This window comes from Rickettsia endosymbiont of Culicoides newsteadi, from assembly GCF_002259525.1.
GTDB lineage: Bacteria > Pseudomonadota > Alphaproteobacteria > Rickettsiales > Rickettsiaceae > Tisiphia.
On record NZ_MWZE01000011.1, the window covers coordinates 1 to 21,543 of the forward strand.

Genomic DNA, 21,543 nt, shown 5'->3' on the forward strand with positions numbered 1-21,543 from the left:
CTCTTAAGAAAAATAAACCTTCCATAAATTGCAATTTCGACTTTCCTCTAAATTATAACCTTATCCCGAATTGACGTGAGTTGCTCCATCGCATAAGCGTCAGCAAGAAAATGAAAGTAGAAAAATAGTCATTGTGAGCCACCTTAGGTAGCGTGGCAATCCATTTTTAATCACTTTTTTGAATTGCTTCGTTGACCTAAGGTCTCTTCACAATAATGGTTTTTCAATTATTATTTTCTTAAACTAACGCCTATATACTCCATCGCTCCTAGCCCCAAATTTTCGTGAATTGACTATATCAGATAGCCTTGGTTGAAATTAGCCTTTACACTCCGTTATAATTGATGTATCATAGAATTGCTGCTTTTGCAGATATGGTAATAAACGTGATTTAGAATAGAGGTTGCGGACCCGGGGGCGGTACCCGGCGCTTCCACCAGAAAGTTGTGGTATATTTGTGAACAATGCTTTATGGGGGCGAAATAGGATCGACGTGCTTAATAAAAAAATTATTTTTACTCGGTATAATTCCGCCGGACCTTGTGTCATTGGGTTAAAAAAAGAAACGCAAATGATAATGAACGTTTCGTAGGAAATCAAGCACTAGCTGCTTAATCCTACGCGGTTGGGGGCTTAACCGGGCAACAGAAAAAGCCCCGCTTAGTAATTTAATTAGATTAGATTGAGTATTGGCAAACCATCCTGAACTTAGTTTTATGATGTTCAAAAATATTGAAAACCTAATTCAATAGATTTTACTATTAGTTTTATTTTATTTATTTTATAACTATGAATATCTCATATCAACAATTTCTTAACGAATGCATGTTTGAGTTTGTAAAAAAGATTCTTGCAAGAATTCGTACAGATAAGTTGCAGATGAATCAACTCTTGTATATCTCTTATAGAACTGACAATCCTGCCGTAGTATTATCTTCTAGGATAAAAGAACGTTATCCAGAAGAAATAACTATAGTAATGCAATATCAATTTGAGGATTTAACTGTAGGGGATAATGGCTTTTCCGTAACAGTTAGTTTTGATGGCATCAAAGAAACGATTAATGTACCATTTGATTCTCTGATCAGTTTTATTGATCCTAATAGTGGTTATAGCCTAAAATTTAAGCCAGAAATAATCAAATCTAATCAATTATCAGACGCAAAAAAAAGAGAAATAATTAAGAGAACTGTTGATTCTAGAAGTAAATCTAATTCAGTAGATAATATAATAGTTTTGGATAAATTTCGAAAACCCCGTAAACCCGTGTAGAATTTATGAATGTCAACGAAGCTTCTGTTTGCCTTACACCCGTTCGATTTAATATCATTCCTGCTTAACTTGGTGTTATGCTTGCTCAACTTAGTGTCATACCTGCTTTGGTGCGGTATCTAGGGCGTGTCATCAATTAAGTTGACATAAATATTAGGATGAGGCCAATTAGATATTGGTAAAAAAATAAGAAGGTGACCAATGCACAGATATGCTTTAAGAGATGATCAATGGGAAAGGATAAAGGATATTTTACCTGGAAAAGAAGGAGACGTAGGAGCAAGTGCCAAAGATAATAGATTATTCGTAGAAGCTGTATTATATAGATATCGTGCTGGTATACCGTGGAGAGACTTACCAGAAAGATTTGGAGATTTTAGAGTAATTCATACAAGATATACACGTTGGAGCCAAAAAGAGGTATGGAAGAAGGTTTTTGAACTACTTACACAAGATGCAGATAATGAATATAGTATGATTGATTCAACGATTGTTAGAGTACATCAACATAGTGCCGGAGCTAAAAAAAGCCATAGTAGATGACCAAGCAATAGGTCGTAGTAAAGGCGGTTTATCAACTAAAATTTATGCAACTGTTGATGCTTTAGGAAATCCGACAGCTTTTCATTTAACCCCTGGTCAGTCGCATGATTTACAAGGCTCTGATGCTTTAATGGAAACTTTGACAAAAGCGGATACCGTAATTGCAGATAAGGCTTATGATGCTGAGGCAAGAATGAGGAATAAGATAAAAGATAAGAATTGCACTCCTGTAATTCCATCCAAGAAGAATCGTAAATTTCCTATAGAATATGATATAGAGCTTTATAAGTATCGTCATTTAATTGAAAATTCCTTTGCAAAACTTAAACAATCTCGAGGCATTGCTACGCGTTATGATAAACTAGCTCAGAATTTTCTGGGAGCAATTTATTTGGCTTCTTCTGTAATATTACTTAATTGATGACACGCCCTAGCTGAGCAAAAAATTATTAGTCAATCAGGCTATTCTTATTTATGGTAATATCTTGAGTCCATTGCCTTAATAGGGCGCGATGTGGTTTTAACGAGGGGCGTAATAGGTGACTATTACGTCTACTCCCCTAAAATCAAACATTTTAGGCGTATATTTTCTAGGTTTGATAAAGCCCCAGCCACCTTTTTAGCCTTTCTAAATTTTGTTGGAGCTTTAATATGGTTACGTTAAAAATTTTGTCAACAGAACCTAACTCTTTTTCGAAAAAATGATAGCCTTCTTGTAATTCTTCTGATAGTTTATCTTTTTGATAAATCTGTAGGCAAGAAACTATTAAAGATAGAAGTTGACGAGAAGTTTTACTTAATTGCTTACCACAATTATTAGTAAGGTTTCGCCATTCAGGTGGGACGAAATTACCGACTATATTATAAAAGATAGTATCGGAATTTTCAGCTAACCCGCCGGAAAAAATTAACGATTCTGTCATATTCCCTCCCCGTGAAAAACGGTCAAAAACAGACTGTTTTGTAGGTTAAGTCTGGGGAGTTTTGGTGGGAAACCAAAATAAAACCAAAATAAAGATGCTTTTGAGAAATTGAAAAATCCTGTAAGCCTTGAGAAGTCTGGCGCACCCGGAGGGAGTCGAACCCCCAACCTTATGATCCGTAGTCATATACTCTATCCAATTGAGCTACGGGTGCCTTATATCATGCCTTGTGCTGGAGTTTGGATGACATTAGTGTGCTTATTTTTATAAGTGTCTAAAAAGTGAAATCTTTAAGAAAGACCACAATATATCCTTAAACTTCTATTATGTCAATATCATATAGTACTTAACACATAGGTTCGTACATTAATTTTAACATTCTGTACTTGTCTAATATGTTATTAGATGCTTATTGATCTAAATTAACATCTGTTAAGTTAATATTATAGTCAATTGATTAGAAGTTGTGGGCGTCGTTTCTCATCGCTCGCCTATTACTTATAGGCGTCGCTCCATCGTTCCTGCTACCCAATTCCCCTGAATTAACTATACTGCATTTTACATTTTGAATTTATAATTCTGGTAATTTATAAAAACACTTGCTTTTTAATGTTTTTTTTATTAGTCTGTGCAATCTTAGCATAATCTACATGAATTTGGAATAGCAAGTTACTCCAATATGTATTAGTTGTGTAAGCCATTAGGATTGAACTAACTTACCTTGCCCGCGTGATGGAATGGTAGACATAACGGACTTAAAATCCGTGGGGTGCAAGCCCTTGCCAGTTCAAGTCTGGCCGCGGGTACCATTTATTTTTTATCAAGGAAGATGTATATGTTTATTCAAACTGAAATTACTCCTAATCCTAATGCGATAAAATTTTTTCCTAATATACCCATTAGCCCTAATCAACCTTTTCATTTTAGTAATCTTGATGAGGCAAAAGGTAAAAGCAGTTTGGTAGTTCAATTATTCGGTGTAAATAACATAAAATCGGTGTTTCTTGGTAGTGACTTTATTACTATTACTAAGGAAGAAGAAAGTGATTGGCTGGTTTTAAAACCTGAAATTTTAATGATTATGATGGATCATTTTACTTCTGGTTTTACTGTGTTTGATGTGCAAAATAATATATCTACTGACAAATCTAGTGTAAATAATTTGGACGAGATGTCTGAAATCGAACAGCAGATTATAGAAATTATTGAAACACGTGTACGTCCTTCGGTTGCCATGGATGGAGGTGATATAATATATCGAGGATTTGAAAATGGGGTGGTAAAATTAGAGCTTCGCGGAGCTTGCCATGGCTGTCCTAGTTCGAGTATTACTTTAAAAAATGGTATTGAGTCAATGCTTAAGCACTTTATTCCTGAGGTGGCATCGGTTGAAGCTGTAGAAGATTAAGATATTAGTTATGCAGTATAGAGATAAGTAATTAATCAGTTATAGTCAATTGATGAGAAGTTGGTGACGTCGTCGCTCAATGCTCGTCTATTACTTATAGGCGTAGCTCCATCGTTCCTAGCACCAAATTTTCCTGAATTAACTATATCGCAGGGAGTTTCCTAGCGTAATGGCGAAAAGGCTTAAGCCAAGAAGCAATCCATTCCTGGTTATTCTTTGGATTGCTTCGTCGACCTTACGATCTCCTCGCAATGACGCTTGGTGACAAGATTTTTTATTCATCGTAAAAAATAGTAGAAAAAATGTAGGGTACTATCTTATTAATGAAGTCAAGTAAAACAATATTGCCGCAGCATTTGAAACATTTAGGCTTTCTACCTTACTGGAAATTGGGATTTTAACCAGATAATCGCATTGTTCTTTAACTAGCCGCCTTATTCCTTTATCTTCAGATCCAAGTATTATTGCCATTTTATCTGAAAATATTTTATTATCTAAGGATTGGGTTGCTTTGCCATCCAGACCAATAATCCAAAACCCATGTTTCTTTAGATATTCTATTGACCGCCTTAAATTAGTTACCTTAACCATTTGTACTAGTTCCAAAGCTCCAGAAGCTGTTTTTGCTATAGTGGCATTTTCATCTGGGGCATTATCGGCGGGTAATATTATGGCTGTGATACCAAAAGAAGCCGCACTACGAATAATAGCCCCAATATTTTGTGGATCGGTTACTTGATCTAAAATAGCTACTTTACAATTGGCAGTAGTTATGTCAATATCTTCAATATGATTAGAGAAAATGCTTTTAACGTTAGCGGCTATTCCTTGATGATTATGATTTGCACCAAGAAGACGGGTTAGGGAATCTGTATTGGTAATCTCATATTGATGGTTAGATATTAAATTTTTGTTCAAATTAAAAATATCTTCTGTACAGAAAACTCTTTGAATATAACGCTTGGGGTTACTTAAAGCTGCAAGTACTGGATGTTTCCCATATAGGTAGTAGAAATCTTTGGAAATATTAGATTTATTTATCATCTTATTAGAACCTATAGTAATTTATTCTTGACACAAACTACTATTTATTATAGAAAGTTACAACTAGATAAACGTTCTAAGTTGTTGTAAATTTTAATAGAAACTATTTGTATAGGTTTTTATCTATACTTTTATTATTTATTGATTTGCATCAAATATATAAGTTTAATATTAGCTTATCTAAAAGGCTCAAGAAAATGGCAAAGAAGATTTGTTGGCACTTACAGTAAATTTATGTTGTGCTTTACTTTTAATTAGGCTATTTAATGCTTGCGTAAATTCTTTGGAGGAATGGTCGAGTGGTCAATGGCAGCGGACTGTAAATCCGCCCGCGTGAGCGTACGAAGGTTCGAATCCTTCTTCCTCCACCACAGATTGGTTAGGTGAAATACGCGGGTGTAGCTCAATGGTAGAGCTCCAGCCTTCCAAGCTGGCCACGTGGGTTCGATTCCCATCACCCGCTCCAAAAATATTGGTGTTAATTGGAAATTGGATAAATTTGTTGTTTTTATTGTTAAATTTGTATAAATCTTAAATTGTGGAGAATGAATTATGGCAAAGGTAAAATTTGAGAGGGATCTGCCCCATTGTAATGTAGGTACTATAGGACACGTAGATCATGGGAAAACTTCTTTAACAGCTGCAATAACTTTAGTATTGTCAAAAGAAGGTGGTGCTAAGGCTACTAACTATGATGAAATTGATGCTGCTCCGGAAGAAAAAGAAAGGGGTATAACTATTGCTACTGCTCACGTTGAGTATAAAACTAAAAAAAGGCATTATGCTCATATTGACTGTCCTGGACACGCAGACTTTATAAAGAATATGATTAGTGGTGCAGCCCAAATGGATGCTGGAATATTGGTAGTATCTGCTTGTGATGGTTCAATGCCTCAAACAAGGGAACATATAGTGCTTGCTAAGCAAGTAGGTGTGCCTACAATGGTTGTCTTCTTGAATAAAGTTGATATGGTTGATGATCCGGAATTAGTTGATTTAGTAGAAATGGAAGTCAGAGAGCTTCTGTCAATGTATGGTTTTCCTGGAGATGATATACCAGTTATCAGGGGTTCAGCTTTGCAGGCTTTAGAAGGAAAACCTGAAGGAGAAGCTGCAATTAAAGAATTGATGAATGCTATTGATGAATATATACCACAACCAAAGAGAGATACAGATAAACCATTCTTAATGCCAATAGAAGATGTCTTTTCTATTTCTGGAAGAGGTACAGTTGTTACTGGTAAAATTGAGAAAGGTGTAGTAAAAGTTGGTGAAGAGGTAGAAATTGTTGGTATAAGAGATACTCAAAAAACTACTTGTACTGGTGTGGAAATGTTTAAGAAACTATTGGATCAAGGTGAAGCTGGTGATAATGTTGGTATATTGCTACGTGGAACTAAAAGAGAAGATGTGTGTAGAGGACAAGTATTAGCTAAGCCTGGTAGTATAACTCCGCATACTGAATTTGAAGCTGAGGTTTATGTGCTTACCACTAAAGAAGGTGGTCGTCATACAGCGTTTACCGATAAGTATCGTCCACAGTTTTATTTTAGAACTACTGACGTGACTGGGGAGATTGCTTTAAAAGATGGTAAAACGATGGTTATGCCAGGTGATAATGCGAATCTAAATATTACCCTGATTTCTCCAATAGCTATGGAAGAAGGTGTCCGTTTTGCTATACGTGAAGGTGGTAAGACAGTAGGAGCTGGTGTAGTATCAAAGATTATAAAATAACAGAGGAGTAATCATCTTAAAATAATTTAGGATGATTACTTTTTTTAATGGCTAGGCAATACGTTTAATTGAACTTGCCTCAAGTTATGTTTACAAAAAATTTGAGCAAGTCTGTTAAAGAAGCGTATTTTGGATGGTCGGGCTGTTTATAAAAAGGTTTAGTTAATGAAAAATAATCAAAAAATTAAAATTCGTCTAAAGTCATTTGATCACCGTTCGCTTGAGCAAGGTACTAGAGAGATAGTAGGGGCTGTTAAAAGAACTGGTGCAGATATAATTGGTCCAATTCCGCTTCCAAGGACAATTGAAAGATTTACCGTTAATAGGTCTCCACATGTCAATAAAAAATCAAGGGAGCAATTTGAGATTAGAATTCAGAAAAGGCTTTTAATAATAAGTTATCCAACCCCTCAGACTGTTGATGCTTTAAAGAAAGTTGATTTGCCTGCTGGTGTTGATGTTGAGATTAAGTTAGAGAGTATTGAGTGATGAGAACCGGTTTAATCGCTAAAAAAATTGGCATGAGTTCAATTTTTAATGAAAAGGGAGAGAGAACTACCGTTACTTTTCTGCAAGTTGAAGATTGTCAAGTAGTGGGACAAAAGACCCAAGAAAGGGATGGTTATAAAGCCTTGGTTGTTGGGGTAAAGGATAAGAAATTATCTAAAGTAACAAAGCCAATGAGGCAGGTATTTGCTAATGCTAACGTTGCACCAAAACAAAAATTGAAGGAATTCAGAATTTCTGCTTCTTTTTTCATTGATATAGGTTCTACATTGCGAGTTGATCATTTTGTTGTTGGGCAGTTTGTAGATGTTGTAGGTACTACTATTGGTAAAGGTTTTGCTGGTAGTATGAAGAGGCACAATTTTAGAGGGCTTGAAGCTTCACATGGTGTATCTGTGTCTCATCGTTCACATGGTTCTACTGGTGGTAGACAAGACCCTGGTAAGGTATTTAAGAATAAGAAAATGGCCGGACACATGGGGAGTACAAGAGTTACTATTCAGAACTTGAAGATAGTTGATACTAATATAGAAAAAGGTATAATCATAGTTAGTGGTAATGTCCCAGGCTCGAAAGGATATTATGTCTACATTAAGGATGCTATTAAGAAAACCATTACAGCTGCAGGATAAACTATATGAAAGCTAAATTATTAAATCTTGAAAATGAAGTTGTTGGTGAGGTTGATTTAGATCATGAAGTATTTGCCATAGACTTTGTTAGACAAGATATTATCAAGCTTGTTGTTGATTGGCAAAGAGCGAAAGCTATGGCTGGTACACATCAAACGAAGACAGTATCGCAAGTATCTGGTACTACAAAGAAACCTTTTAAGCAAAAAGGTACCGGTAATGCAAGGCAGGGGTCTTTAATATCTGTACAAATGAGGGGCGGTGGGGTTTCTCACGGTCCAGTAGTAAGGAGTCATGCTACAAAATTACCAAAGAAAGTTAGAAAACTTGGTTTAAAACATGCATTGTCAGAAAAATTGACAGAAGGGAAATTGTTAATATTAGATTCTTTAAAATTAGATGAATCAAAAACTTCTAATCTTGCAAAATTATTAAATAATTTTCATGGTAAGAGTTATTTTATTGTTAGTGGTAATGAAGTTGATACTAATTTTTCTTTGGCAGTACAAAATATTCCTAATACTATTTCGGTACCACAAATTGGTACAAATGTTTATGATATAATACGCCATGATTATGTTTTGTTATCAAGAGAAGCTGTAGATGCTTTAGAAAAGAGGTTGAAGTGAAATCTTATAAACATTATGATCTTATTAGGAATCCTGTGATCACTGAGAAGAGCAATATTTTATCTGAACAAAATAAGTTTACTTTTCATGTTGCTGATAGTGCTGAAAAGGCTTCTATCAAGACAGCTATTGAGAAAATTTTTGAGGTTAAGGTTAAAAAAGTTAACATCATGAATGTAAAAGGTAAGAAAAAGAGATTCAAAGGTGTTAACGGTAGACAATCAGATCAAAAGAAAGCTATCGTGACACTAGAAAAAGATTATACTATTGATTTTACTGGGGGTATTAAATAAAATGGCTTTAAAAAAGTTTAATCCAGTTACTCCATCTCTTAGAGAATTAATACAGGTTGATAAATCTGATCTTTGGAAAGGTAAACCTCATAAACCTTTGACTAAAGGTTTATGTAAGACTGGTGGTAGAAATAATCTTGGTAGAACCACTTCTTGGCATAGAGGAGGTGGGCATAAAAGGCTTTATCGTATAATTGATTTTAAAAGAAATAAGCAAGATATATTCGCTACAGTTGAAAGAATAGAGTATGATCCTAATAGAACTTCTTTCATTGCTTTGATTAAATTTGATGATGGTGAGTATTCTTATATTATAGCACCACAAAAGCTTGTTGTAGGCGATAGAATAGTGTCAAGCGATAATGCTGACATAAAAGTTGGAAATTGTTTATCTTTGAAATCTATCCCTATTGGGACTACTTTGCATAATGTGGAAATGAAAATTGGCAAAGGTGGTCAGATTGCAAGATCGGCGGGGACTTCGGTTAATTTAGTAGGTAAGGATTCGGGTTATGCTCAGATCAAACTTCGGTCTGGAGAATTTAGGTTGGTGCCGTTAGATTGTAAAGCTACGGTGGGTGTTGTCTCAAATCCCGATCAAAAAAATACAAATTTGGGTAAGGCTGGAAGAAATAGATGGTTAGGTTGGAGACCGCATGTTCGTGGTGTTGCAATGAACCCAGTTGATCACCCACATGGTGGTGGAGAGGGAAAAACTTCTGGTGGTCGTCATCCGGTGACTCCATGGGGCTTCCCAACTAAGGGTAAGAAAACCCGTAAGAATAAGTCTACATCAAAGTTTATTATTAAGAGAAGAAAATAATTAGGTAGTAATTATGGCACGTTCAGTTTGGAAGGGACCTTTTGTAGATGGTTATCTGATAAAAAAAGTACAAAAATTGATTGAGTCCGGTAAATCAGAAATGATTCAGACTTGGTCTAGGAGGTCAACAATTTTACCATTTTTTGTTGGAGTAACATTTGCTGTGCATAATGGAAATAAATTTATACCTGTCACTGTTAGTGAAGAAATGGTTGGTAAAAAATTAGGTGAATTTTCTCCAACTAGAACTTTCCATGGTCATGGGGCAGATAAAAAAGTTAAGAGAAAATAAATATGGTAAAGGTGAATAAAGGTTCGACTACAGCAATTGCTAAGTCTCTTAGAGTGAGTCCAAGAAAATTGAATTTGGTTGCAACTTCTATTAGGAATATGAAAGTATCGGAAGCTATGGTTCAGCTTACCTTCTCCCCGAAAAGAATTGCTAAAGATGTAAAAAAATGTTTACAGTCTGCTGTTGCTAATGCTGAGAATAACTTTGGTTTAGATATTGATGCGTTGTTTGTTACTTCTGCAACGGTAGGTAAGGCATTGGTAATGAAAAGAATTATGCCAAGAGCTAAAGGAAGAGCAACAAGGATTAATAAATTTTTTAGTAATTTATATATTACAGTTACTGAAGTTGAGGGGAAGTAAAATATGGGGCAAAAAGTTAATCCGCATGGCTTTAGAGTTGGTCCAACATTAATTAAAGGTTGGGACTCGGTGTTATATGCTGAAAAGCAGTATAAAGTTCTTTTTATTCAAGATTTAGAGGTTAGAAATCTTATTAATAAAAACTATATGCAAGCACAAGTTAGTAGAGTGTTAATAGAAAGACCTTCTAATAAAAGTGTTATAATTAATATTTTTGCTAAAAAGCCTGGTGTTATTATAGGTAAAAGTGGTAACGACATTGATAAATTAAAAAAACATGTCCAAAAAATTACCTGTTTAGAAGAAATATATATTAACATACATGAAGTAAAGAAACCTAATATAGACGCTACTATTATTGCTCAAACGATTGCTGTACAGCTTGAAAAAAGAGTGTCTTTTAGAAAAGCTATGAAAACTGCTATCCAAGCTTGCTTTAAGCAAGGAGGGTTAGGTATAAAAGTGGCTTGTTCTGGACGTTTGGCTGGAGCTGAAATAGCGAGAACAGAGTGGTATAGAGAAGGTAGAGTGCCTTTGCATACTTTGAGAGCTGATATTGACTATGCGACTGCTGAAGCTATGACAACTTATGGAGTTATAGGTATAAAGATTTGGGTCTATAGGGGTGATCATGTGGAAAATAGAAAGAAACATAATTAATTTTGAAGTAAGATAATGTTAGCTCCGAAAAAACAAAAATTTAGAAAAGCACATAAAGGAAGAGTTTCCTCAAAGGCAAAATCTGGTACTATGCTAGCTTTTGGTTCTTTTGGCTTGAAGTCATTGGATGGCTTAAGGGTTACTGCAAGGCAAATAGAGGCTGCAAGAAAGGCAGCTGTTCGTTGTATGAAAAGGCAGGGTAGGTTATGGATTAAGATTTTTCCTGATTTGCCTGTGTCAAAGAAGCCGGCGGAAGTTAGAATGGGTAAAGGAAAAGGCTCTACTGAATTTTTTGCAGTAAGGGTATCACCTGGCAGAATTATGTTTGAAATTGAAGGGGTTACAGATGATGTAGCTACCAGGGCACTTGAGCTTGCTAGTGCCAAATTGCCTGTAAGAACAAGGATAGTGAGGCGTTATGAGTAAATTGGGGTTATCACCAAAGGAGTTGGTTGGACAAACCATGGAGGAACTCCACGAAAAAAGAATTTTGTTTAAAAAAGAGCTTTTTAATCTAAGGTTTCAAAAAACTTTAGGTGAATTAGAAAATACTAGTAGGTTTTCTTTTGTAAAAAAAACAATAGCTCGTATTAATACAGAATTAACCACAAGATCAAAAACTGGAGAATAGAGAAATGCCGAAAAGAGTGTTGCAGGGCGTTGTTGTAAGTTCAAAAACAGATAAAACTATTACGGTTAAAGTGGAGCGTAGGTTTAAGCATCCTATGTATAAAAAAATTGTAAAAGTTTCTAAGAAATACGCTGCTCATGATCCAGAAAATACGTATAAGGATGGTGATAAGGTTAGTATAGTTGAAAGTCGCCCTATATCTAAGACTAAGTCTTGGGTGGTATTAGGGGTATAAATATACCTCTTTAATGCTAGGAGGTTGCCTGCGATAATTAATTAGTTATCGCGGGCAGCCTCTTAGGGTTAGTTATTATTTTGTTGGTAAATCTGTTTTCGTATGTATTTCCGTACGTTACGGTTCTTTGCTTATGGTAATGTTTATAAATATGCTTATTAGAAAAATATTCTAGAAAATCTAAAAGAAAGGTAGTTTTTATCCTTTGACTTTGTTGTTTAGATTGTTTATCTTGTGGCATTATTAAATTCTCAAGTGGGAGTAAGTTATGATTCAGATGCAGAGCATCTTAGATGTTGCTGATAATTCTGGTGCTAAAAAAGTTATGTGTATTAAAGTGCTTGGTGGTTCACACCGCATGATAGCATACCTTGCAGATTTCTTTGTGGTCTCTGTAAAAGAAGCGTCACCAAATGGCAAAGTAAAGAAAGGTGAGATATATATGGCGTTGCTTGTTAGATCAAAGAAGGGTGTTAGAAGAGCAGATGGTAGTACAATTAAATTTGATTCCAATGCAGTAGTACTTCTGAATAAACAGGGAGAGCCGATAGGTACGAGGGTTTTTGGTCCTGTAACTAGAGAATTAAGGGCAAAAAAATTCGTTAAGATTATGTCGCTGGCAGAAGAGGTATTGTAATGGTTAAGTTAAAAATCAAGAAAGGTGATGAAGTTATTGTTATCACCGGAAAAAATAAGGGAAAAAAGGGTAAAGTGTTAAAAGTTTTCCCAGAACAGAATAGAGCCATTGTTTCAGGGGTAAATATTGCACGCAAGCATGTTAAGCCAAGTAAAGCAAGTGAAGGTGGCATAGTTTCAAAGGAATTATCAATACATATATCCAATGTTGCTCATGTAGACCCTAAGACAGGTACTGGTACAAAAATTGCTTTTAAATTTCTAGATGATGGTTCTAAAGTAAGAGTAGCTAAGAAGTCTGGTGAAATTATCAGCAAGGAAGGTAAGTAATGTTGTTCAGGTTTAAAGATTTATACGGTAAAGAGATTATCCCAAGCTTACAAAAAAAGTTTGCCTATGATAATAAACATCAGATACCTAAGGTTATAAAAATTGTTGTTAATATGGGAGTTGGTGAAACGGTTGCTGATTCTAAGATAATTAATCATGCTGTTAATGATCTAACTTTAATTTCAGGGCAAAAGCCTTTGGTAACTGAGGCAAAGAAGTCTATTGCTACTTTTAAACTTCGTGAAGGTATGAAAGTTGGTTGCAAAGTTACTTTGCGTAAAGATAGAATGTATGATTTTCTTGAAAGGCTAGTACTTGTTGCTCTACCACGTATAAAAGAGTTTAGAGGCTTTTCAAGTAAAAGTTTTGATGGTAGAGGTAATTTTACTTTTGGGATAAAAGAGCAAATTGTTTTTCCAGAGATTAATTACGATAAGATAGATGTAATTCGTGGTATGGATATTACGATTGTTACAAGTGCTACAAATAATGAAGAGGGTAAATCATTACTTTCAGGCTTTAATTTGCCTTTTTATAATTAATTTTTGAAGAAAGAAGATGGCTAAAGTAAGTTCTATAAAAAAGAATAATAGACGAAGAAAGATGGCACAAAGTTTGTATAATAAGCGTGCTAAGTTAAGAGACAAGATTTACGACAAAAAGTTATCTTTAGAAGAGAGATTTTCGCTAGTGATGGTTCTGGCTAAGTTACCTAGGAATTCAGCTATGAATAGAGTTAGAAATAGGTGTGAACTTACTGGGCGTCCAAGAGGAGTGTACAGTAAATTTGGTTTATCACGAAATAAGCTGAGAGAGCTTGGTAGTAAGGGATTGGTTCCTGGTTTAGTTAAAGCAAGTTGGTAAAAAGTAGGTTTATCGTATGTCAATGACAGATAATATAGCAGATATGTTGACTAGAATTAGAAATGGTCAAAAAAGTAAATTGATGAGTATATCTCTACCTTCTTCAAAAATAAAATGTGCTATTTTGGATGTTTTAAAAAAAGAAGGTTATATCAAAGAGTATGTAGTTGTTAAGAATGATAATATAAGTCACATTGAGGTGGATTTAAAATATTCTGTTAATGGAAAACCTGCTATACGTGAAATAAATAGAGTTTCAAAACCAGGTAAGAGGATTTATTCTTCCATTGATAAATTAAAAGGATATTATAACAATATGGGTATTTATATTCTTTCTACTTCTAGAGGCGTGTTATCTGATAGAGAAGCACATAGCCAAAAGATTGGCGGTGAAGTAATTTGTAAAGTGTTTTAAGGTATAAAAATGTCACGTGTTGGAAAATTGCCAGTCCCTGTACCTGAAGGGGTAAAAGTTGAGCTTGATGGGTTGAAAGTCAATGTTGTCGGTCCTAAGGGAGAATTATCAAAGACTTTTGCCGGGAATATAGCAATTTCATTGCAAGATAATCAGCTTGTTGTTAAACCATTAGCAGAGACTAAAGGTGCTAGGTCGATGTGGGGTACGGCACGAAGTATAATAAATGGTATGATGAAAGGTGTTAGTGAAGGTTTTACAGAAGAGCTTGAAATAAATGGTGTTGGTTATAAGGCTTTGGTGAAAGATAAATATTTAAACTTAATGCTCGCTAAAAGTCATAATACTAAAATCGAGATACCTCAGAATATAAAAGTTACCGCTCCTAAACAGAATCAGATTATATTGCAAAGTGTTGATAAAGAAAAACTGGGTCAGTTTATATCAATTATTATAAAGCAGAGACCGCCTGAGCCATATAAGGGTAAAGGTATTAAACGTAAGGGTCAGTATGTTCAAAGAAAAGAAGGTAAGAAAAACTAAAATTTAAGGGTTAAAAGTTAAGTATGCGTAGTTCAAAGTTAAGATTTGAGACAAGAAAGGCTAGAGTACGGTCTAAGATATCAAAGGTATCAAACAGAATCAGATTGTCTATTTTTAAATCTGGAAAGCATATATATGCACAAGTTATAGATGACAAACAGTCAATTACTATTGCTTCTGCTTCAACCTTGGATAAAGAAATTAGACAGTTAAAAAAATCTAGCTGTAATGTTGGTACAGCTACAAAAGTAGGTGAGTTGATAGGAGAAAGAGCATCGCTTAAAGGAGTGCAAGAGGTTGTATTTGATAAGGGTGGTTATAAATATCACGGTGTTGTTAAGGCATTGGCTGATGCAGCAAGAAAGAAAATAAATTTCTAATTTTAGGTTTAAGAAATGGCTAAAGCTAAAAAAAATATGGGTGAAGCATTAACCGAAACTTTGGTGGATGTAAACAGAGTTACTAAAGTAGTAAAAGGTGGAAGAAAATTCTCTTTTTCTGCTTGTATTGTAGCTGGTGACAAATCCGGTAAGGTTGGTTATGGTCATGGTAAGGCGAAAGAGGTAACAGAGGCTAGAGCTAAGGCTACCCAAGAAGCAAGGAAAGATATGATTAGGGTTCCTCTTTATCAGAGCAGAACCATTCACCATGATGTTATTGGTAAAAGTGGAGCAGCAAAGGTCATTTTAAGAAGAGCCAAGGCGGGTACTGGTGTTATTGCTGGTGGTGCTATGAGAGCTATTTTTGATTCTTTAGGGGTTCATGATATTGTTGCTAAATCTTTAGGGTCTAGTAATGTATATGCAATGATTGCTGCGACTTTTGATGCGTTATCTCAACTTTCTTCTCCAAAGAATATTGCTGAAAGGAGAGGGAAGAACTTAAATGAGATATCGACTCAGTCTATAAAAGGGCAACAAGAAGTAATATCAGAATAATTTGAGCTATATTCTTTAGGGGGCTGATAAAAAGATATCGCAATTGTGGAAGACCAGTGAAATCTGGGATGAGGCGAATCAAACTGGGCTATTAGTGAGCAGTCACTTAGAGTGAGTTATTTTAGTGGCATGAAGCATTAGACCTCCTGCAAAACTCTATGCCTATAAGTAGGCGAGCGGTGAGTGATGACGTCACCAACTTTCCATCAATTGACTATAGCTATAGTTTCTTGTTAAAGTAATGTTATAAGTAATAATTGGGTTGTAGAAATTTATGAATAGTGATAAAGAAAAAATGAATGATGCAAAAGTTAAAGTTACCCAAATTGGTAGTACTATAGGTCGTAAATATGATCAAGAAGAAACCTTGATAGGCTTGGGTTTAAATAAAATGCATAAATCTGTTATTTTAAAAGATACAAGCTCTATTAGAGGGATGATCAGAAAGGTACAACATTTATTAAAAGTAGAAAATATAAATTAGAGTTTATAAAATGAAGTTAAATGAGTTATCTAACAATTTTGGTGCCAAGAGAGATAAAAAAAGGGTAGGACGCGGTATTGGGTGCGGTAAAGGCAAAACATGCGGTAGAGGTGTTAAGGGTCAAAAATCTAGATCTGGTGTAGCTATCAAGGGTTTTGAAGGCGGGCAGATGCCAATGATTAAAAGATTACCAAAGAGAGGGTTTAATTGTCCTAGTTCTAAGAAATATAATGTAGTGAATATTGCCGATATAGAATTTTTAATATCAGAAAGTCGTTTGAATTCAACGGAAGTTATCACAAAAGATAAGTTAGTTGAAGTAGGGTTAATTAAGAATAGTAAGTTGTTGGTTAAATTATTATCTGTTAGCAGCGGTGAATTTAATAGTCCCTTATCGTTTCAATTAGATGCTTATTCGGCATCTGCTAAAAAGATAATTGAGCAAGTTGGTGGTCAAATATTGTAATTTATGAGCTTAAAATCCACACAAAAATCTAATAAAGACTTAGCTAATAGAGTTATTTTTACTATTCTAGCTCTTATAATATGTAGATTTGGTTCATTTATTCCTATAGCGGGTATTGATTCGGTTGCGTTGAGCAGTGTGGCTGAACAGAACCAATCTGGTTTACTTGGTATGTTTAACATGCTATCTGGTGGTTCTCTAGGTAGGATGTCTATTTTTTCTTTAGCAATTATGCCATATATAACTGCATCAATTATTATTCAATTGATGTCAATAGCCTACAAGCCGTTAGAGAATTTAAAAAAAGAAGGCGAGGCTGGTAAAAGAAAAATCAATCAGTTATCTAGATATTTAACTGTTTTATTAGCTTCTTTTCAGGCGTATGGTGTGGCAATAAGTTTGGAACATGTTGTAACTAATGTTGGACCTGTAGTGATTATACCTGGGCTTTTTTTCAAGGTTACTACTGTTATCACCTTAGTTGTAGGTACCATGTTCTTAATGTGGCTTGGTGAACAGACTACTGGTAGAGGTATTGGTAATGGATCCTCATTGATTATATTTATAGGTATAGTATCTGGAGTACCAAGTGCTATTATAAGTATGTTTGAGTTGTCAAGAAGTGGAGGATTGTCTCCTATCGTGGTGATGGCTATTTGTTTAGGAGTTATTTTGATTATAGCCATGATAATTTTCTTTGAGAAGGCTCAAAGGAAAGTTTTGGTACAATATCCAAAAAGACAGGTTGGTAATAAGATTTATGGTGGTGATTCAACTCATATGCCTCTTAAGCTTAACACTGCTGGGGTAATACCACCAATATTTGCTAGTGCAATTTTATTGTTTCCGGTAACAATAGCTAATTTTTCTAGCAATAATTCGGAAATTATGAATTTAGTAACTTTCCATTTAGGGCATGGAAAACCTCTATATATTTTGTTGTATGTTGCGTTGATAATGTTTTTTAGCTTTTTTTATACAGCAATAGTTTTTAATTCAGAAGAAACAGCAAATAATTTGAGGAAATATGGGGCATATATTCCTGGAAAAAGACCTGGTAAAAATACTTCGGAATATTTTGATTATTTGCTAACTAGATTAACTGTCATAGGTGGTATATATCTAAGTTTTATATGTATAGTTCCTGAAATGTTAATGAATAAATATTCTGTATCTTTTGCTTTAGGGGGAACAAGTTTTTTAATTGTTGTTAATGTTGTTTTAGATACATTTGCCCAAATTCAAACTCATTTATTTAGCAATAGATATGAGGGGTTAATAAAAAAAATGAAATTAAAAAATTAAAACTTGATTAGTGTCATATCTGCGTAAGCAGGTATCTAGATTCCGCACTGAAGCGGGAATGACAATAGTAGTCTGGAATGATAAATTTTGCGTTTAAAGATAGATGTTGTGATTTGGATATATTCAAATTTCCTTCGAACAACCTACTATTTATAAGCTTTGCAAAAAATTTGATTATTGAGTAATAGACTCTTTGGGTTTGTAGACTGTTTTTTTGCGATTTTTAAATTGCTTTGTGAATATTTTAGAGTTTTTGTAGCTAATTCTTAAAATAATGTACTTTTATACTTAGTGGTAAGTATATATTATGTTATATATCTAAAGATGGGTTTAAAGTGATTATAGTGCTTATAGGATCTCCTGGCTCAGGGAAGGGAACTCAAGGGCAGTTATTGGCAGGAAAGTTAAATTTACCTCATGTGTCTACAGGCGATATATTTAGACAAATGGTAAAGGTCAATAATGAAGAGGGGTTGTTAATTCAACAGTATATGGCACAAGGAAAACTTGTCCCTCATCAATTGGTAAATAATGTAGTTAAAAAGTTTTTAACTCAGGATATATATAAAAATGGTTATGTTCTAGATGGTTATCCTCGTAATCTAGAGCAAGCTAGCTTTCTTAGAGAATTTGCTAGTCAAAAGATTAAAGTGGTGTTTTTTGAGATAGACGATCAAGTAATTATTAAGAGGATTTTGGGTAGATTTAGTTGTGCAAATTGTAAACAAATTTATAATAGTTACTTTATTAAACCTAAGATTGATAATGTTTGTGATGTTTGTGGATCGGATAAGTTCATTCATCGACAAGATGATGATGAACAGACTATTAAACATAGAATAGAAGAATATAAGATAGAAACTTATCCGTTACTTAGCTATTATAGAGATAATAGTGAATTCTATGTTGTTGATGCAAGTAAGGATAAGCAAGAAGTAGAAGATGTTTTAGATAAAATGTTAGAAATTATTTGACTTTAAGGGATATTTTTATATTATTCCCTTTTGGTTGTTATCAAAATTTGGAGATTATTTGTGGCAAGAATAGCGAGTGTTAACATTCCAGCAAACAAAAGATTAGTAGTGAGTTTAACATATATTTATGGACTCGGCTCTTCTGCTGCAGGAAAAATTTGTCAGAAGACTGGGATATCTGAGAGTAAAATGGTTAAAGACTTAACTGATCAAGAACTTATTGTTTTACGTAGTGTTATTGAAAAAGAATATAAAGTAGAAGGTGATTTAAGAAGAGAAGTAACTCTTAACATCAAGAAGAAAAAAGATATTAGAAGTTACCAAGGTCTCAGGCATATAAGAAAACTGCCTGTGCGAGGACAAAATACTCATTCTAATGCTAGAACAAGAAAAGGCAAAGCTATTGCAATTGCCGGTAAGAAAAAAGTTACAAAGTAATATGGTATAATAATGAGTCAGGCTAATACTAAGATCAAGAAAAAAAGAAAAAATATCACTCTTGGTGTTGTTCATATAAAAACAACTTTTAATAATACTATTGTGACTTTTACAGATGTGCAAGGTAATGCTATAGCGTTCTCAACAGCCGGTACACATGGTTTTAAAGGGGCTAGAAAAGCTACTCCTTATGCTGCTCAAATAACTGTTGATAAAGCCTCAGAAGCAGCAAAAGAGCATGGTCTTAAAACTGTTTCAATTAGAGTGCAAGGGGCAGGGGCGCAAAGAGAATCGGCTATGCGGGCAGTGTTTAGTCAAAATTTTATAGTTACCTCAATTTTGGATGTTTCAGCCGTTGCTCATAACGGTGTTAGATCGCCAAAGAGAAGAAGAGTGTAGAGAGATAGGTAGTAAATAATGTTATCATTAAATAAAAACTGGAACTCACTGATCAAGCCGAAGATCGTGTATGACAGTCCTGATAAGAATACTAATATATTAAAAGTTGTAGTTGAACCTCTAGAGAGAGGCTTTGGTCTAACAATAGGTAATGCTATGAGGAGAATTTTGCTTTCTTCTCTTCAGGGTGCTGCAATAACTTCGATAAAAATACCAGGGGTGGTGCATGAATTTTCTGCTATACCTGGTGTTAAAGAAGATTTAGTTGATGTAGTTTTAAATCTTAAGTCCTTAGTCATTAAGATGCATTCTTCCGAAAAGAAGGTTGTAAGATTAAGTGCTACTGGACCTTGTGTGGTGACTGCCGGTATGATTGGGGCAGGTCATGATGTGGAGATATTAACTCCTAATCATATGATTTGTACCTTGGCAAAAGGAGTCCAGCTTGAAATGGAACTAGTGTGTGAGACAGGAAAAGGTTATGTTCCTGCTGTGAGTAATGTTGATTCAGAAGCTGCTATTGGGGTAATCCCAATAGATGCGTTATTTAGTCCTGTAAGGAAGGTTACTTATAAAGTTGATAATACACGTGTTGGTCAGGTTACAGATTATGACAAGCTAATTATGATCGTTGAAACTAATGGTAGTATTTCTCCTGAAATGTCTATAGCCATTGCTTCTAGAATTCTGCAGGATCAGTTGCAATTATTTATTACATTTGAAGAACAAATGGAAGATAAGCAGGATAAATTAGAAGAATTATCATTTAATCCAGCCTTGTTGAAAAAAGTTGAGGAATTAGAATTATCTGTCAGATCTCAAAATTGTTTGAAAAATGATAATATAATCTATATAGGAGATCTTGTTATCAAAACGGAAGGAGAAATGCTGAGAACTCAAAATTTTGGTAGAAAATCTCTTAATGAGATCAAAGATATATTAGCCACTTTTGGCTTGAAATTTGGTATGGACGTAGCAGGCTGGCCTCCTGAAAATATTCAGGATTTATCTAAGCGTTACGAAGATCCATATTAATTTAAGGTAACAATATGCGACATAAAATTAAGGGTAGAAAACTCAACAGAACAAGTAGTCATAGGCAGGCGATGTTTGCTAATATGGCTGTGGCACTTGTGATGAATGAGCAAATAAAAACAACTTTACCTAAAGCTAAAGAGCTTAGACCTTATATTGAGGTACTAGTAACTAAGGCTAAGAAGTCTGATTTAGCCACTAGAAGAATGGTGCTTGCTAAAATCAAAGATAAAGTGGCAACTGAAAAACTTATTAGCGTTTTAGGTAAAAGATATAGTGAACGTCCAGGTGGATATACTAGGATAATAAAGGCTGGTTCTCGCTATGGCGATATGGCTCCACTGGCTTATATTGAGTTCGTTGATAGAGATGTAAATAGTAAAGGTTGTATGACTCCACAAGCAGAAAGTCATAATCATGAAGAACAAAATTAATGAATCTGTAGGAAAATAATAAATATGGCTAATCATTCATCAGCAAAAAAGGCAATAAGACAAACAATTAAAAAAACTTTAATAAATAAGAATAGAGCGAGTAGAATTAAAACCTATTTAAAAAAAGTTTTGCAAGAAGTTGCTAGCGGTTCAAAAGAATCGGCCAGATTAGCGTTGATTGTTGCACAATCTGAAATAATGAAAGGCGTAACAAATAATATTATCAAGTTAAATACCGCCTCACGTAAAATCAGTAAATTATCTCAAAAAATTAAAAACATGAACTAGTCT

Annotated in this window: 34 protein-coding genes, 4 tRNA genes, 1 other RNA gene and 1 pseudogene; 37 read left to right on the forward strand and 3 right to left on the reverse strand. The window is 34.5% G+C overall.

Features of this window, described 5'->3' with window-relative positions; translation table 11 throughout:
• Positions 1–320 precede the first annotated feature (320 nt).
• The 4 genes and pseudogenes from ssrA to RiCNE_RS07910 all read left to right on the forward strand — a co-directional run.
• Positions 321–661, forward strand: a transfer-messenger RNA (tmRNA) gene (gene ssrA, locus RiCNE_RS01555).
• Positions 662–789: 128 nt separating this feature from the next.
• Positions 790–1,272 carry a ClpXP protease specificity-enhancing factor SspB gene (locus RiCNE_RS01560; protein ID WP_094648880.1) on the forward strand — a complete coding sequence of 161 codons (483 nt, stop codon included), beginning with the start codon at positions 790–792 and terminating at the stop codon, positions 1,270–1,272.
• Between the two features lie 201 nt (positions 1,273–1,473).
• Positions 1,474–2,236, forward strand: a protein-coding gene (locus RiCNE_RS01565) for an IS5 family transposase (protein ID WP_094648881.1) whose coding sequence is annotated in 2 segments (ribosomal slippage) — positions 1,474–1,812 and positions 1,814–2,236 — 762 coding nt in all. Because the reading frame shifts where the segments join, the coding sequence is not laid out codon by codon here.
• A gap of 141 nt (positions 2,237–2,377) precedes the next feature.
• Positions 2,378–2,479, forward strand: a pseudogene (locus RiCNE_RS07910) (IS5/IS1182 family transposase); the annotation flags it as partial.
• 396 nt (positions 2,480–2,875) lie between these two features.
• Here the strand turns inward: RiCNE_RS07910 and RiCNE_RS01575 are convergent.
• Positions 2,876–2,952, reverse strand: a tRNA-Arg gene (locus RiCNE_RS01575).
• 509 nt (positions 2,953–3,461) lie between these two features.
• Between RiCNE_RS01575 and RiCNE_RS01580 the strand changes: the two genes are divergently transcribed.
• Together RiCNE_RS01580 and RiCNE_RS01585 are read left to right on the forward strand one after the other, a co-directional pair.
• A tRNA-Leu gene (locus RiCNE_RS01580) sits at positions 3,462–3,547 on the forward strand.
• A gap of 26 nt (positions 3,548–3,573) precedes the next feature.
• Entirely contained in the window at positions 3,574–4,146 is a 573-nt protein-coding gene (locus RiCNE_RS01585; protein WP_094648922.1) for a NifU family protein, read from the forward strand.
• Positions 4,147–4,458: 312 nt separating this feature from the next.
• On the opposite strand, the gene rlmB is transcribed toward RiCNE_RS01585, so the two are convergent.
• Positions 4,459–5,190 (reverse strand): 23S rRNA (guanosine(2251)-2'-O)-methyltransferase RlmB, encoded by a 732-nt coding sequence (gene rlmB, locus RiCNE_RS01595; protein ID WP_094648883.1) that lies wholly within the window; start codon positions 5,188–5,190, stop codon positions 4,459–4,461.
• 285 nt (positions 5,191–5,475) lie between these two features.
• Here rlmB and RiCNE_RS01600 point away from each other — a divergent pair.
• From RiCNE_RS01600 to rpsQ, 14 genes are all read left to right on the forward strand, one after another.
• Positions 5,476–5,561: transfer RNA gene (locus RiCNE_RS01600), tRNA-Tyr, on the forward strand.
• Between the two features lie 21 nt (positions 5,562–5,582).
• Positions 5,583–5,656: transfer RNA gene (locus RiCNE_RS01605), tRNA-Gly, on the forward strand.
• A gap of 86 nt (positions 5,657–5,742) precedes the next feature.
• Positions 5,743–6,927, forward strand: a complete 1,185-nt coding sequence (tuf, locus tag RiCNE_RS01610) for an elongation factor Tu (protein WP_094648884.1) — start codon at positions 5,743–5,745, stop codon at positions 6,925–6,927.
• Positions 6,928–7,092: 165 nt separating this feature from the next.
• Entirely contained in the window at positions 7,093–7,416 is a 324-nt protein-coding gene (rpsJ, locus tag RiCNE_RS01615) for a 30S ribosomal protein S10 (protein WP_094648885.1), read from the forward strand.
• Positions 7,416–8,066 (forward strand): 50S ribosomal protein L3, encoded by a 651-nt coding sequence (rplC, locus tag RiCNE_RS01620; protein ID WP_094648886.1) that lies wholly within the window; start codon positions 7,416–7,418, stop codon positions 8,064–8,066. Before rpsJ ends, rplC begins: the two co-directional genes overlap by 1 nt.
• 5 nt (positions 8,067–8,071) lie before the next feature.
• Positions 8,072–8,695 (forward strand): 50S ribosomal protein L4, encoded by a 624-nt coding sequence (gene rplD / locus RiCNE_RS01625; protein ID WP_094648887.1) that lies wholly within the window; start codon positions 8,072–8,074, stop codon positions 8,693–8,695.
• Positions 8,692–8,988, forward strand: a complete 297-nt coding sequence (locus RiCNE_RS01630) for a 50S ribosomal protein L23 (protein WP_094648888.1) — start codon at positions 8,692–8,694, stop codon at positions 8,986–8,988. The genes rplD and RiCNE_RS01630 overlap by 4 nt, the downstream gene beginning before the upstream one ends.
• Before the next feature lies 1 nt (position 8,989).
• A complete protein-coding gene (rplB, locus tag RiCNE_RS01635) occupies positions 8,990–9,811 on the forward strand; it encodes a 50S ribosomal protein L2 (protein WP_094648889.1) in 822 nt (273 codons plus the stop codon).
• A 13-nt stretch (positions 9,812–9,824) separates the two neighbouring features.
• On the forward strand, positions 9,825–10,103 hold the full coding sequence (gene rpsS, locus RiCNE_RS01640) for a 30S ribosomal protein S19 (RefSeq protein WP_094648890.1): 279 nt from the start codon (positions 9,825–9,827) through the stop codon (positions 10,101–10,103).
• A gap of 2 nt (positions 10,104–10,105) precedes the next feature.
• Entirely contained in the window at positions 10,106–10,465 is a 360-nt protein-coding gene (gene rplV / locus RiCNE_RS01645) for a 50S ribosomal protein L22 (protein ID WP_094648891.1), read from the forward strand.
• A gap of 3 nt (positions 10,466–10,468) precedes the next feature.
• Positions 10,469–11,125 carry a 30S ribosomal protein S3 gene (rpsC, locus tag RiCNE_RS01650; RefSeq protein WP_094648892.1) on the forward strand — a complete coding sequence of 219 codons (657 nt, stop codon included), beginning with the start codon at positions 10,469–10,471 and terminating at the stop codon, positions 11,123–11,125.
• A gap of 15 nt (positions 11,126–11,140) precedes the next feature.
• A complete protein-coding gene (rplP, locus tag RiCNE_RS01655; protein ID WP_094648893.1) occupies positions 11,141–11,551 on the forward strand; it encodes a 50S ribosomal protein L16 in 411 nt (136 codons plus the stop codon).
• Entirely contained in the window at positions 11,544–11,756 is a 213-nt protein-coding gene (gene rpmC, locus RiCNE_RS01660; protein WP_094648894.1) for a 50S ribosomal protein L29, read from the forward strand. The genes rplP and rpmC overlap by 8 nt, the downstream gene beginning before the upstream one ends.
• Positions 11,757–11,760: 4 nt before the next feature.
• Positions 11,761–11,991, forward strand: coding sequence for a 30S ribosomal protein S17 (gene rpsQ, locus RiCNE_RS01665; protein ID WP_094648895.1), 231 nt, complete (start codon positions 11,761–11,763; stop codon positions 11,989–11,991).
• A 37-nt stretch (positions 11,992–12,028) separates the two neighbouring features.
• Here rpsQ and RiCNE_RS07250 read toward each other — a convergent pair whose 3' ends face one another.
• Positions 12,029–12,232, reverse strand: coding sequence for a hypothetical protein (locus RiCNE_RS07250; RefSeq protein WP_133062920.1), 204 nt, complete (start codon positions 12,230–12,232; stop codon positions 12,029–12,031).
• A 27-nt stretch (positions 12,233–12,259) separates the two neighbouring features.
• Between RiCNE_RS07250 and rplN the strand changes: the two genes are divergently transcribed.
• The 17 genes from rplN (at position 12,260) to rpsT (ending at position 21,540) form a co-directional block, all read left to right on the forward strand.
• Positions 12,260–12,628: a 50S ribosomal protein L14 gene (gene rplN, locus RiCNE_RS01670; protein WP_094648896.1), complete on the forward strand. Its 369-nt coding sequence runs from the start codon at positions 12,260–12,262 to the stop codon at positions 12,626–12,628.
• Positions 12,628–12,957, forward strand: a complete 330-nt coding sequence (gene rplX, locus RiCNE_RS01675; protein ID WP_094648897.1) for a 50S ribosomal protein L24 — start codon at positions 12,628–12,630, stop codon at positions 12,955–12,957. The genes rplN and rplX overlap by 1 nt, the downstream gene beginning before the upstream one ends.
• A 2-nt stretch (positions 12,958–12,959) precedes the next feature.
• Positions 12,960–13,499 carry a 50S ribosomal protein L5 gene (rplE, locus tag RiCNE_RS01680; RefSeq protein WP_094648924.1) on the forward strand — a complete coding sequence of 180 codons (540 nt, stop codon included), beginning with the start codon at positions 12,960–12,962 and terminating at the stop codon, positions 13,497–13,499.
• 16 nt (positions 13,500–13,515) lie between these two features.
• Entirely contained in the window at positions 13,516–13,821 is a 306-nt protein-coding gene (gene rpsN, locus RiCNE_RS01685; protein WP_094648898.1) for a 30S ribosomal protein S14, read from the forward strand.
• Positions 13,822–13,837: 16 nt separating this feature from the next.
• Positions 13,838–14,236: a 30S ribosomal protein S8 gene (gene rpsH, locus RiCNE_RS01690; RefSeq protein WP_094648899.1), complete on the forward strand. Its 399-nt coding sequence runs from the start codon at positions 13,838–13,840 to the stop codon at positions 14,234–14,236.
• Positions 14,237–14,245: 9 nt separating this feature from the next.
• Entirely contained in the window at positions 14,246–14,779 is a 534-nt protein-coding gene (gene rplF, locus RiCNE_RS01695) for a 50S ribosomal protein L6 (RefSeq protein ID WP_094648900.1), read from the forward strand.
• Positions 14,780–14,802: 23 nt separating this feature from the next.
• Positions 14,803–15,159 (forward strand): 50S ribosomal protein L18, encoded by a 357-nt coding sequence (gene rplR, locus RiCNE_RS01700; protein WP_094648901.1) that lies wholly within the window; start codon positions 14,803–14,805, stop codon positions 15,157–15,159.
• Between the two features lie 15 nt (positions 15,160–15,174).
• Positions 15,175–15,717, forward strand: a complete 543-nt coding sequence (gene rpsE / locus RiCNE_RS01705) for a 30S ribosomal protein S5 (RefSeq protein WP_094648902.1) — start codon at positions 15,175–15,177, stop codon at positions 15,715–15,717.
• Between the two features lie 295 nt (positions 15,718–16,012).
• Entirely contained in the window at positions 16,013–16,201 is a 189-nt protein-coding gene (rpmD, locus tag RiCNE_RS01710; protein WP_375330537.1) for a 50S ribosomal protein L30, read from the forward strand.
• A 10-nt stretch (positions 16,202–16,211) separates the two neighbouring features.
• Entirely contained in the window at positions 16,212–16,667 is a 456-nt protein-coding gene (rplO, locus tag RiCNE_RS01715; RefSeq protein WP_094648904.1) for a 50S ribosomal protein L15, read from the forward strand.
• Between the two features lie 3 nt (positions 16,668–16,670).
• The gene (gene secY / locus RiCNE_RS01720) at positions 16,671–17,972 is read left to right on the forward strand and encodes a preprotein translocase subunit SecY (RefSeq protein WP_094648905.1); all 1,302 of its coding nucleotides are present in this window, start codon (positions 16,671–16,673) and stop codon (positions 17,970–17,972) included.
• A gap of 335 nt (positions 17,973–18,307) precedes the next feature.
• Positions 18,308–18,946, forward strand: a complete 639-nt coding sequence (locus tag RiCNE_RS01725; RefSeq protein ID WP_094648906.1) for an adenylate kinase — start codon at positions 18,308–18,310, stop codon at positions 18,944–18,946.
• Positions 18,947–19,006: 60 nt separating this feature from the next.
• Positions 19,007–19,384, forward strand: a complete 378-nt coding sequence (rpsM, locus tag RiCNE_RS01730; protein ID WP_094648907.1) for a 30S ribosomal protein S13 — start codon at positions 19,007–19,009, stop codon at positions 19,382–19,384.
• Between the two features lie 12 nt (positions 19,385–19,396).
• Positions 19,397–19,783 (forward strand): 30S ribosomal protein S11, encoded by a 387-nt coding sequence (rpsK, locus tag RiCNE_RS01735; RefSeq protein ID WP_094648908.1) that lies wholly within the window; start codon positions 19,397–19,399, stop codon positions 19,781–19,783.
• 18 nt (positions 19,784–19,801) lie between these two features.
• Positions 19,802–20,818, forward strand: a complete 1,017-nt coding sequence (locus tag RiCNE_RS01740; RefSeq protein ID WP_094648909.1) for a DNA-directed RNA polymerase subunit alpha — start codon at positions 19,802–19,804, stop codon at positions 20,816–20,818.
• Positions 20,819–20,832: 14 nt separating this feature from the next.
• Positions 20,833–21,252: a 50S ribosomal protein L17 gene (gene rplQ / locus RiCNE_RS01745; protein WP_094648910.1), complete on the forward strand. Its 420-nt coding sequence runs from the start codon at positions 20,833–20,835 to the stop codon at positions 21,250–21,252.
• Positions 21,253–21,276: 24 nt separating this feature from the next.
• Positions 21,277–21,540 carry a 30S ribosomal protein S20 gene (gene rpsT / locus RiCNE_RS01750; RefSeq protein WP_094648911.1) on the forward strand — a complete coding sequence of 88 codons (264 nt, stop codon included), beginning with the start codon at positions 21,277–21,279 and terminating at the stop codon, positions 21,538–21,540.
• The last annotated feature ends 3 nt before the right edge of the window (positions 21,541–21,543 follow it).

Bases quoted from the DNA above. Each gene is read 5' to 3' on its own strand.
- RiCNE_RS01740 (WP_094648909.1), top strand. From the start codon at position 19,802: ATGTTATCATTAAATAAAAACTGGAACTCACTGATCAAGCCGAAGATC.
- RiCNE_RS01585 (WP_094648922.1), top strand. From the start codon at position 3,574: ATGTTTATTCAAACTGAAATTACTCCTAATCCTAATGCGATAAAATTT.
- rpsK (WP_094648908.1), top strand. From the start codon at position 19,397: ATGAGTCAGGCTAATACTAAGATCAAGAAAAAAAGAAAAAATATCACT.
- rplO (WP_094648904.1), top strand. From the start codon at position 16,212: ATGAAGTTAAATGAGTTATCTAACAATTTTGGTGCCAAGAGAGATAAA.
- rpmC (WP_094648894.1), top strand. From the start codon at position 11,544: ATGAGTAAATTGGGGTTATCACCAAAGGAGTTGGTTGGACAAACCATG.
- rplB (WP_094648889.1), top strand. From the start codon at position 8,990: ATGGCTTTAAAAAAGTTTAATCCAGTTACTCCATCTCTTAGAGAATTA.
- rpsT (WP_094648911.1), top strand. From the start codon at position 21,277: ATGGCTAATCATTCATCAGCAAAAAAGGCAATAAGACAAACAATTAAA.
- rplF (WP_094648900.1), top strand. From the start codon at position 14,246: ATGTCACGTGTTGGAAAATTGCCAGTCCCTGTACCTGAAGGGGTAAAA.
- RiCNE_RS07250 (WP_133062920.1), bottom strand. From the start codon at position 12,232: ATGCCACAAGATAAACAATCTAAACAACAAAGTCAAAGGATAAAAACT.
- rpsS (WP_094648890.1), top strand. From the start codon at position 9,825: ATGGCACGTTCAGTTTGGAAGGGACCTTTTGTAGATGGTTATCTGATA.
- secY (WP_094648905.1), top strand. From the start codon at position 16,671: ATGAGCTTAAAATCCACACAAAAATCTAATAAAGACTTAGCTAATAGA.
- rplC (WP_094648886.1), top strand. From the start codon at position 7,416: ATGAGAACCGGTTTAATCGCTAAAAAAATTGGCATGAGTTCAATTTTT.
- rplX (WP_094648897.1), top strand. From the start codon at position 12,628: ATGGTTAAGTTAAAAATCAAGAAAGGTGATGAAGTTATTGTTATCACC.
- rplN (WP_094648896.1), top strand. From the start codon at position 12,260: ATGATTCAGATGCAGAGCATCTTAGATGTTGCTGATAATTCTGGTGCT.
- rplQ (WP_094648910.1), top strand. From the start codon at position 20,833: ATGCGACATAAAATTAAGGGTAGAAAACTCAACAGAACAAGTAGTCAT.
- rpsC (WP_094648892.1), top strand. From the start codon at position 10,469: ATGGGGCAAAAAGTTAATCCGCATGGCTTTAGAGTTGGTCCAACATTA.
- rpsQ (WP_094648895.1), top strand. From the start codon at position 11,761: ATGCCGAAAAGAGTGTTGCAGGGCGTTGTTGTAAGTTCAAAAACAGAT.
- rplP (WP_094648893.1), top strand. From the start codon at position 11,141: ATGTTAGCTCCGAAAAAACAAAAATTTAGAAAAGCACATAAAGGAAGA.
- rpsN (WP_094648898.1), top strand. From the start codon at position 13,516: ATGGCTAAAGTAAGTTCTATAAAAAAGAATAATAGACGAAGAAAGATG.
- rpsE (WP_094648902.1), top strand. From the start codon at position 15,175: ATGGCTAAAGCTAAAAAAAATATGGGTGAAGCATTAACCGAAACTTTG.
- rlmB (WP_094648883.1), bottom strand. From the start codon at position 5,190: ATGATAAATAAATCTAATATTTCCAAAGATTTCTACTACCTATATGGG.
- rpsJ (WP_094648885.1), top strand. From the start codon at position 7,093: ATGAAAAATAATCAAAAAATTAAAATTCGTCTAAAGTCATTTGATCAC.
- rpmD (WP_375330537.1), top strand. From the start codon at position 16,013: ATGAATGATGCAAAAGTTAAAGTTACCCAAATTGGTAGTACTATAGGT.
- rplD (WP_094648887.1), top strand. From the start codon at position 8,072: ATGAAAGCTAAATTATTAAATCTTGAAAATGAAGTTGTTGGTGAGGTT.
- rplR (WP_094648901.1), top strand. From the start codon at position 14,803: ATGCGTAGTTCAAAGTTAAGATTTGAGACAAGAAAGGCTAGAGTACGG.
- rplV (WP_094648891.1), top strand. From the start codon at position 10,106: ATGGTAAAGGTGAATAAAGGTTCGACTACAGCAATTGCTAAGTCTCTT.
- tuf (WP_094648884.1), top strand. From the start codon at position 5,743: ATGGCAAAGGTAAAATTTGAGAGGGATCTGCCCCATTGTAATGTAGGT.
- RiCNE_RS01560 (WP_094648880.1), top strand. From the start codon at position 790: ATGAATATCTCATATCAACAATTTCTTAACGAATGCATGTTTGAGTTT.
- rpsH (WP_094648899.1), top strand. From the start codon at position 13,838: ATGTCAATGACAGATAATATAGCAGATATGTTGACTAGAATTAGAAAT.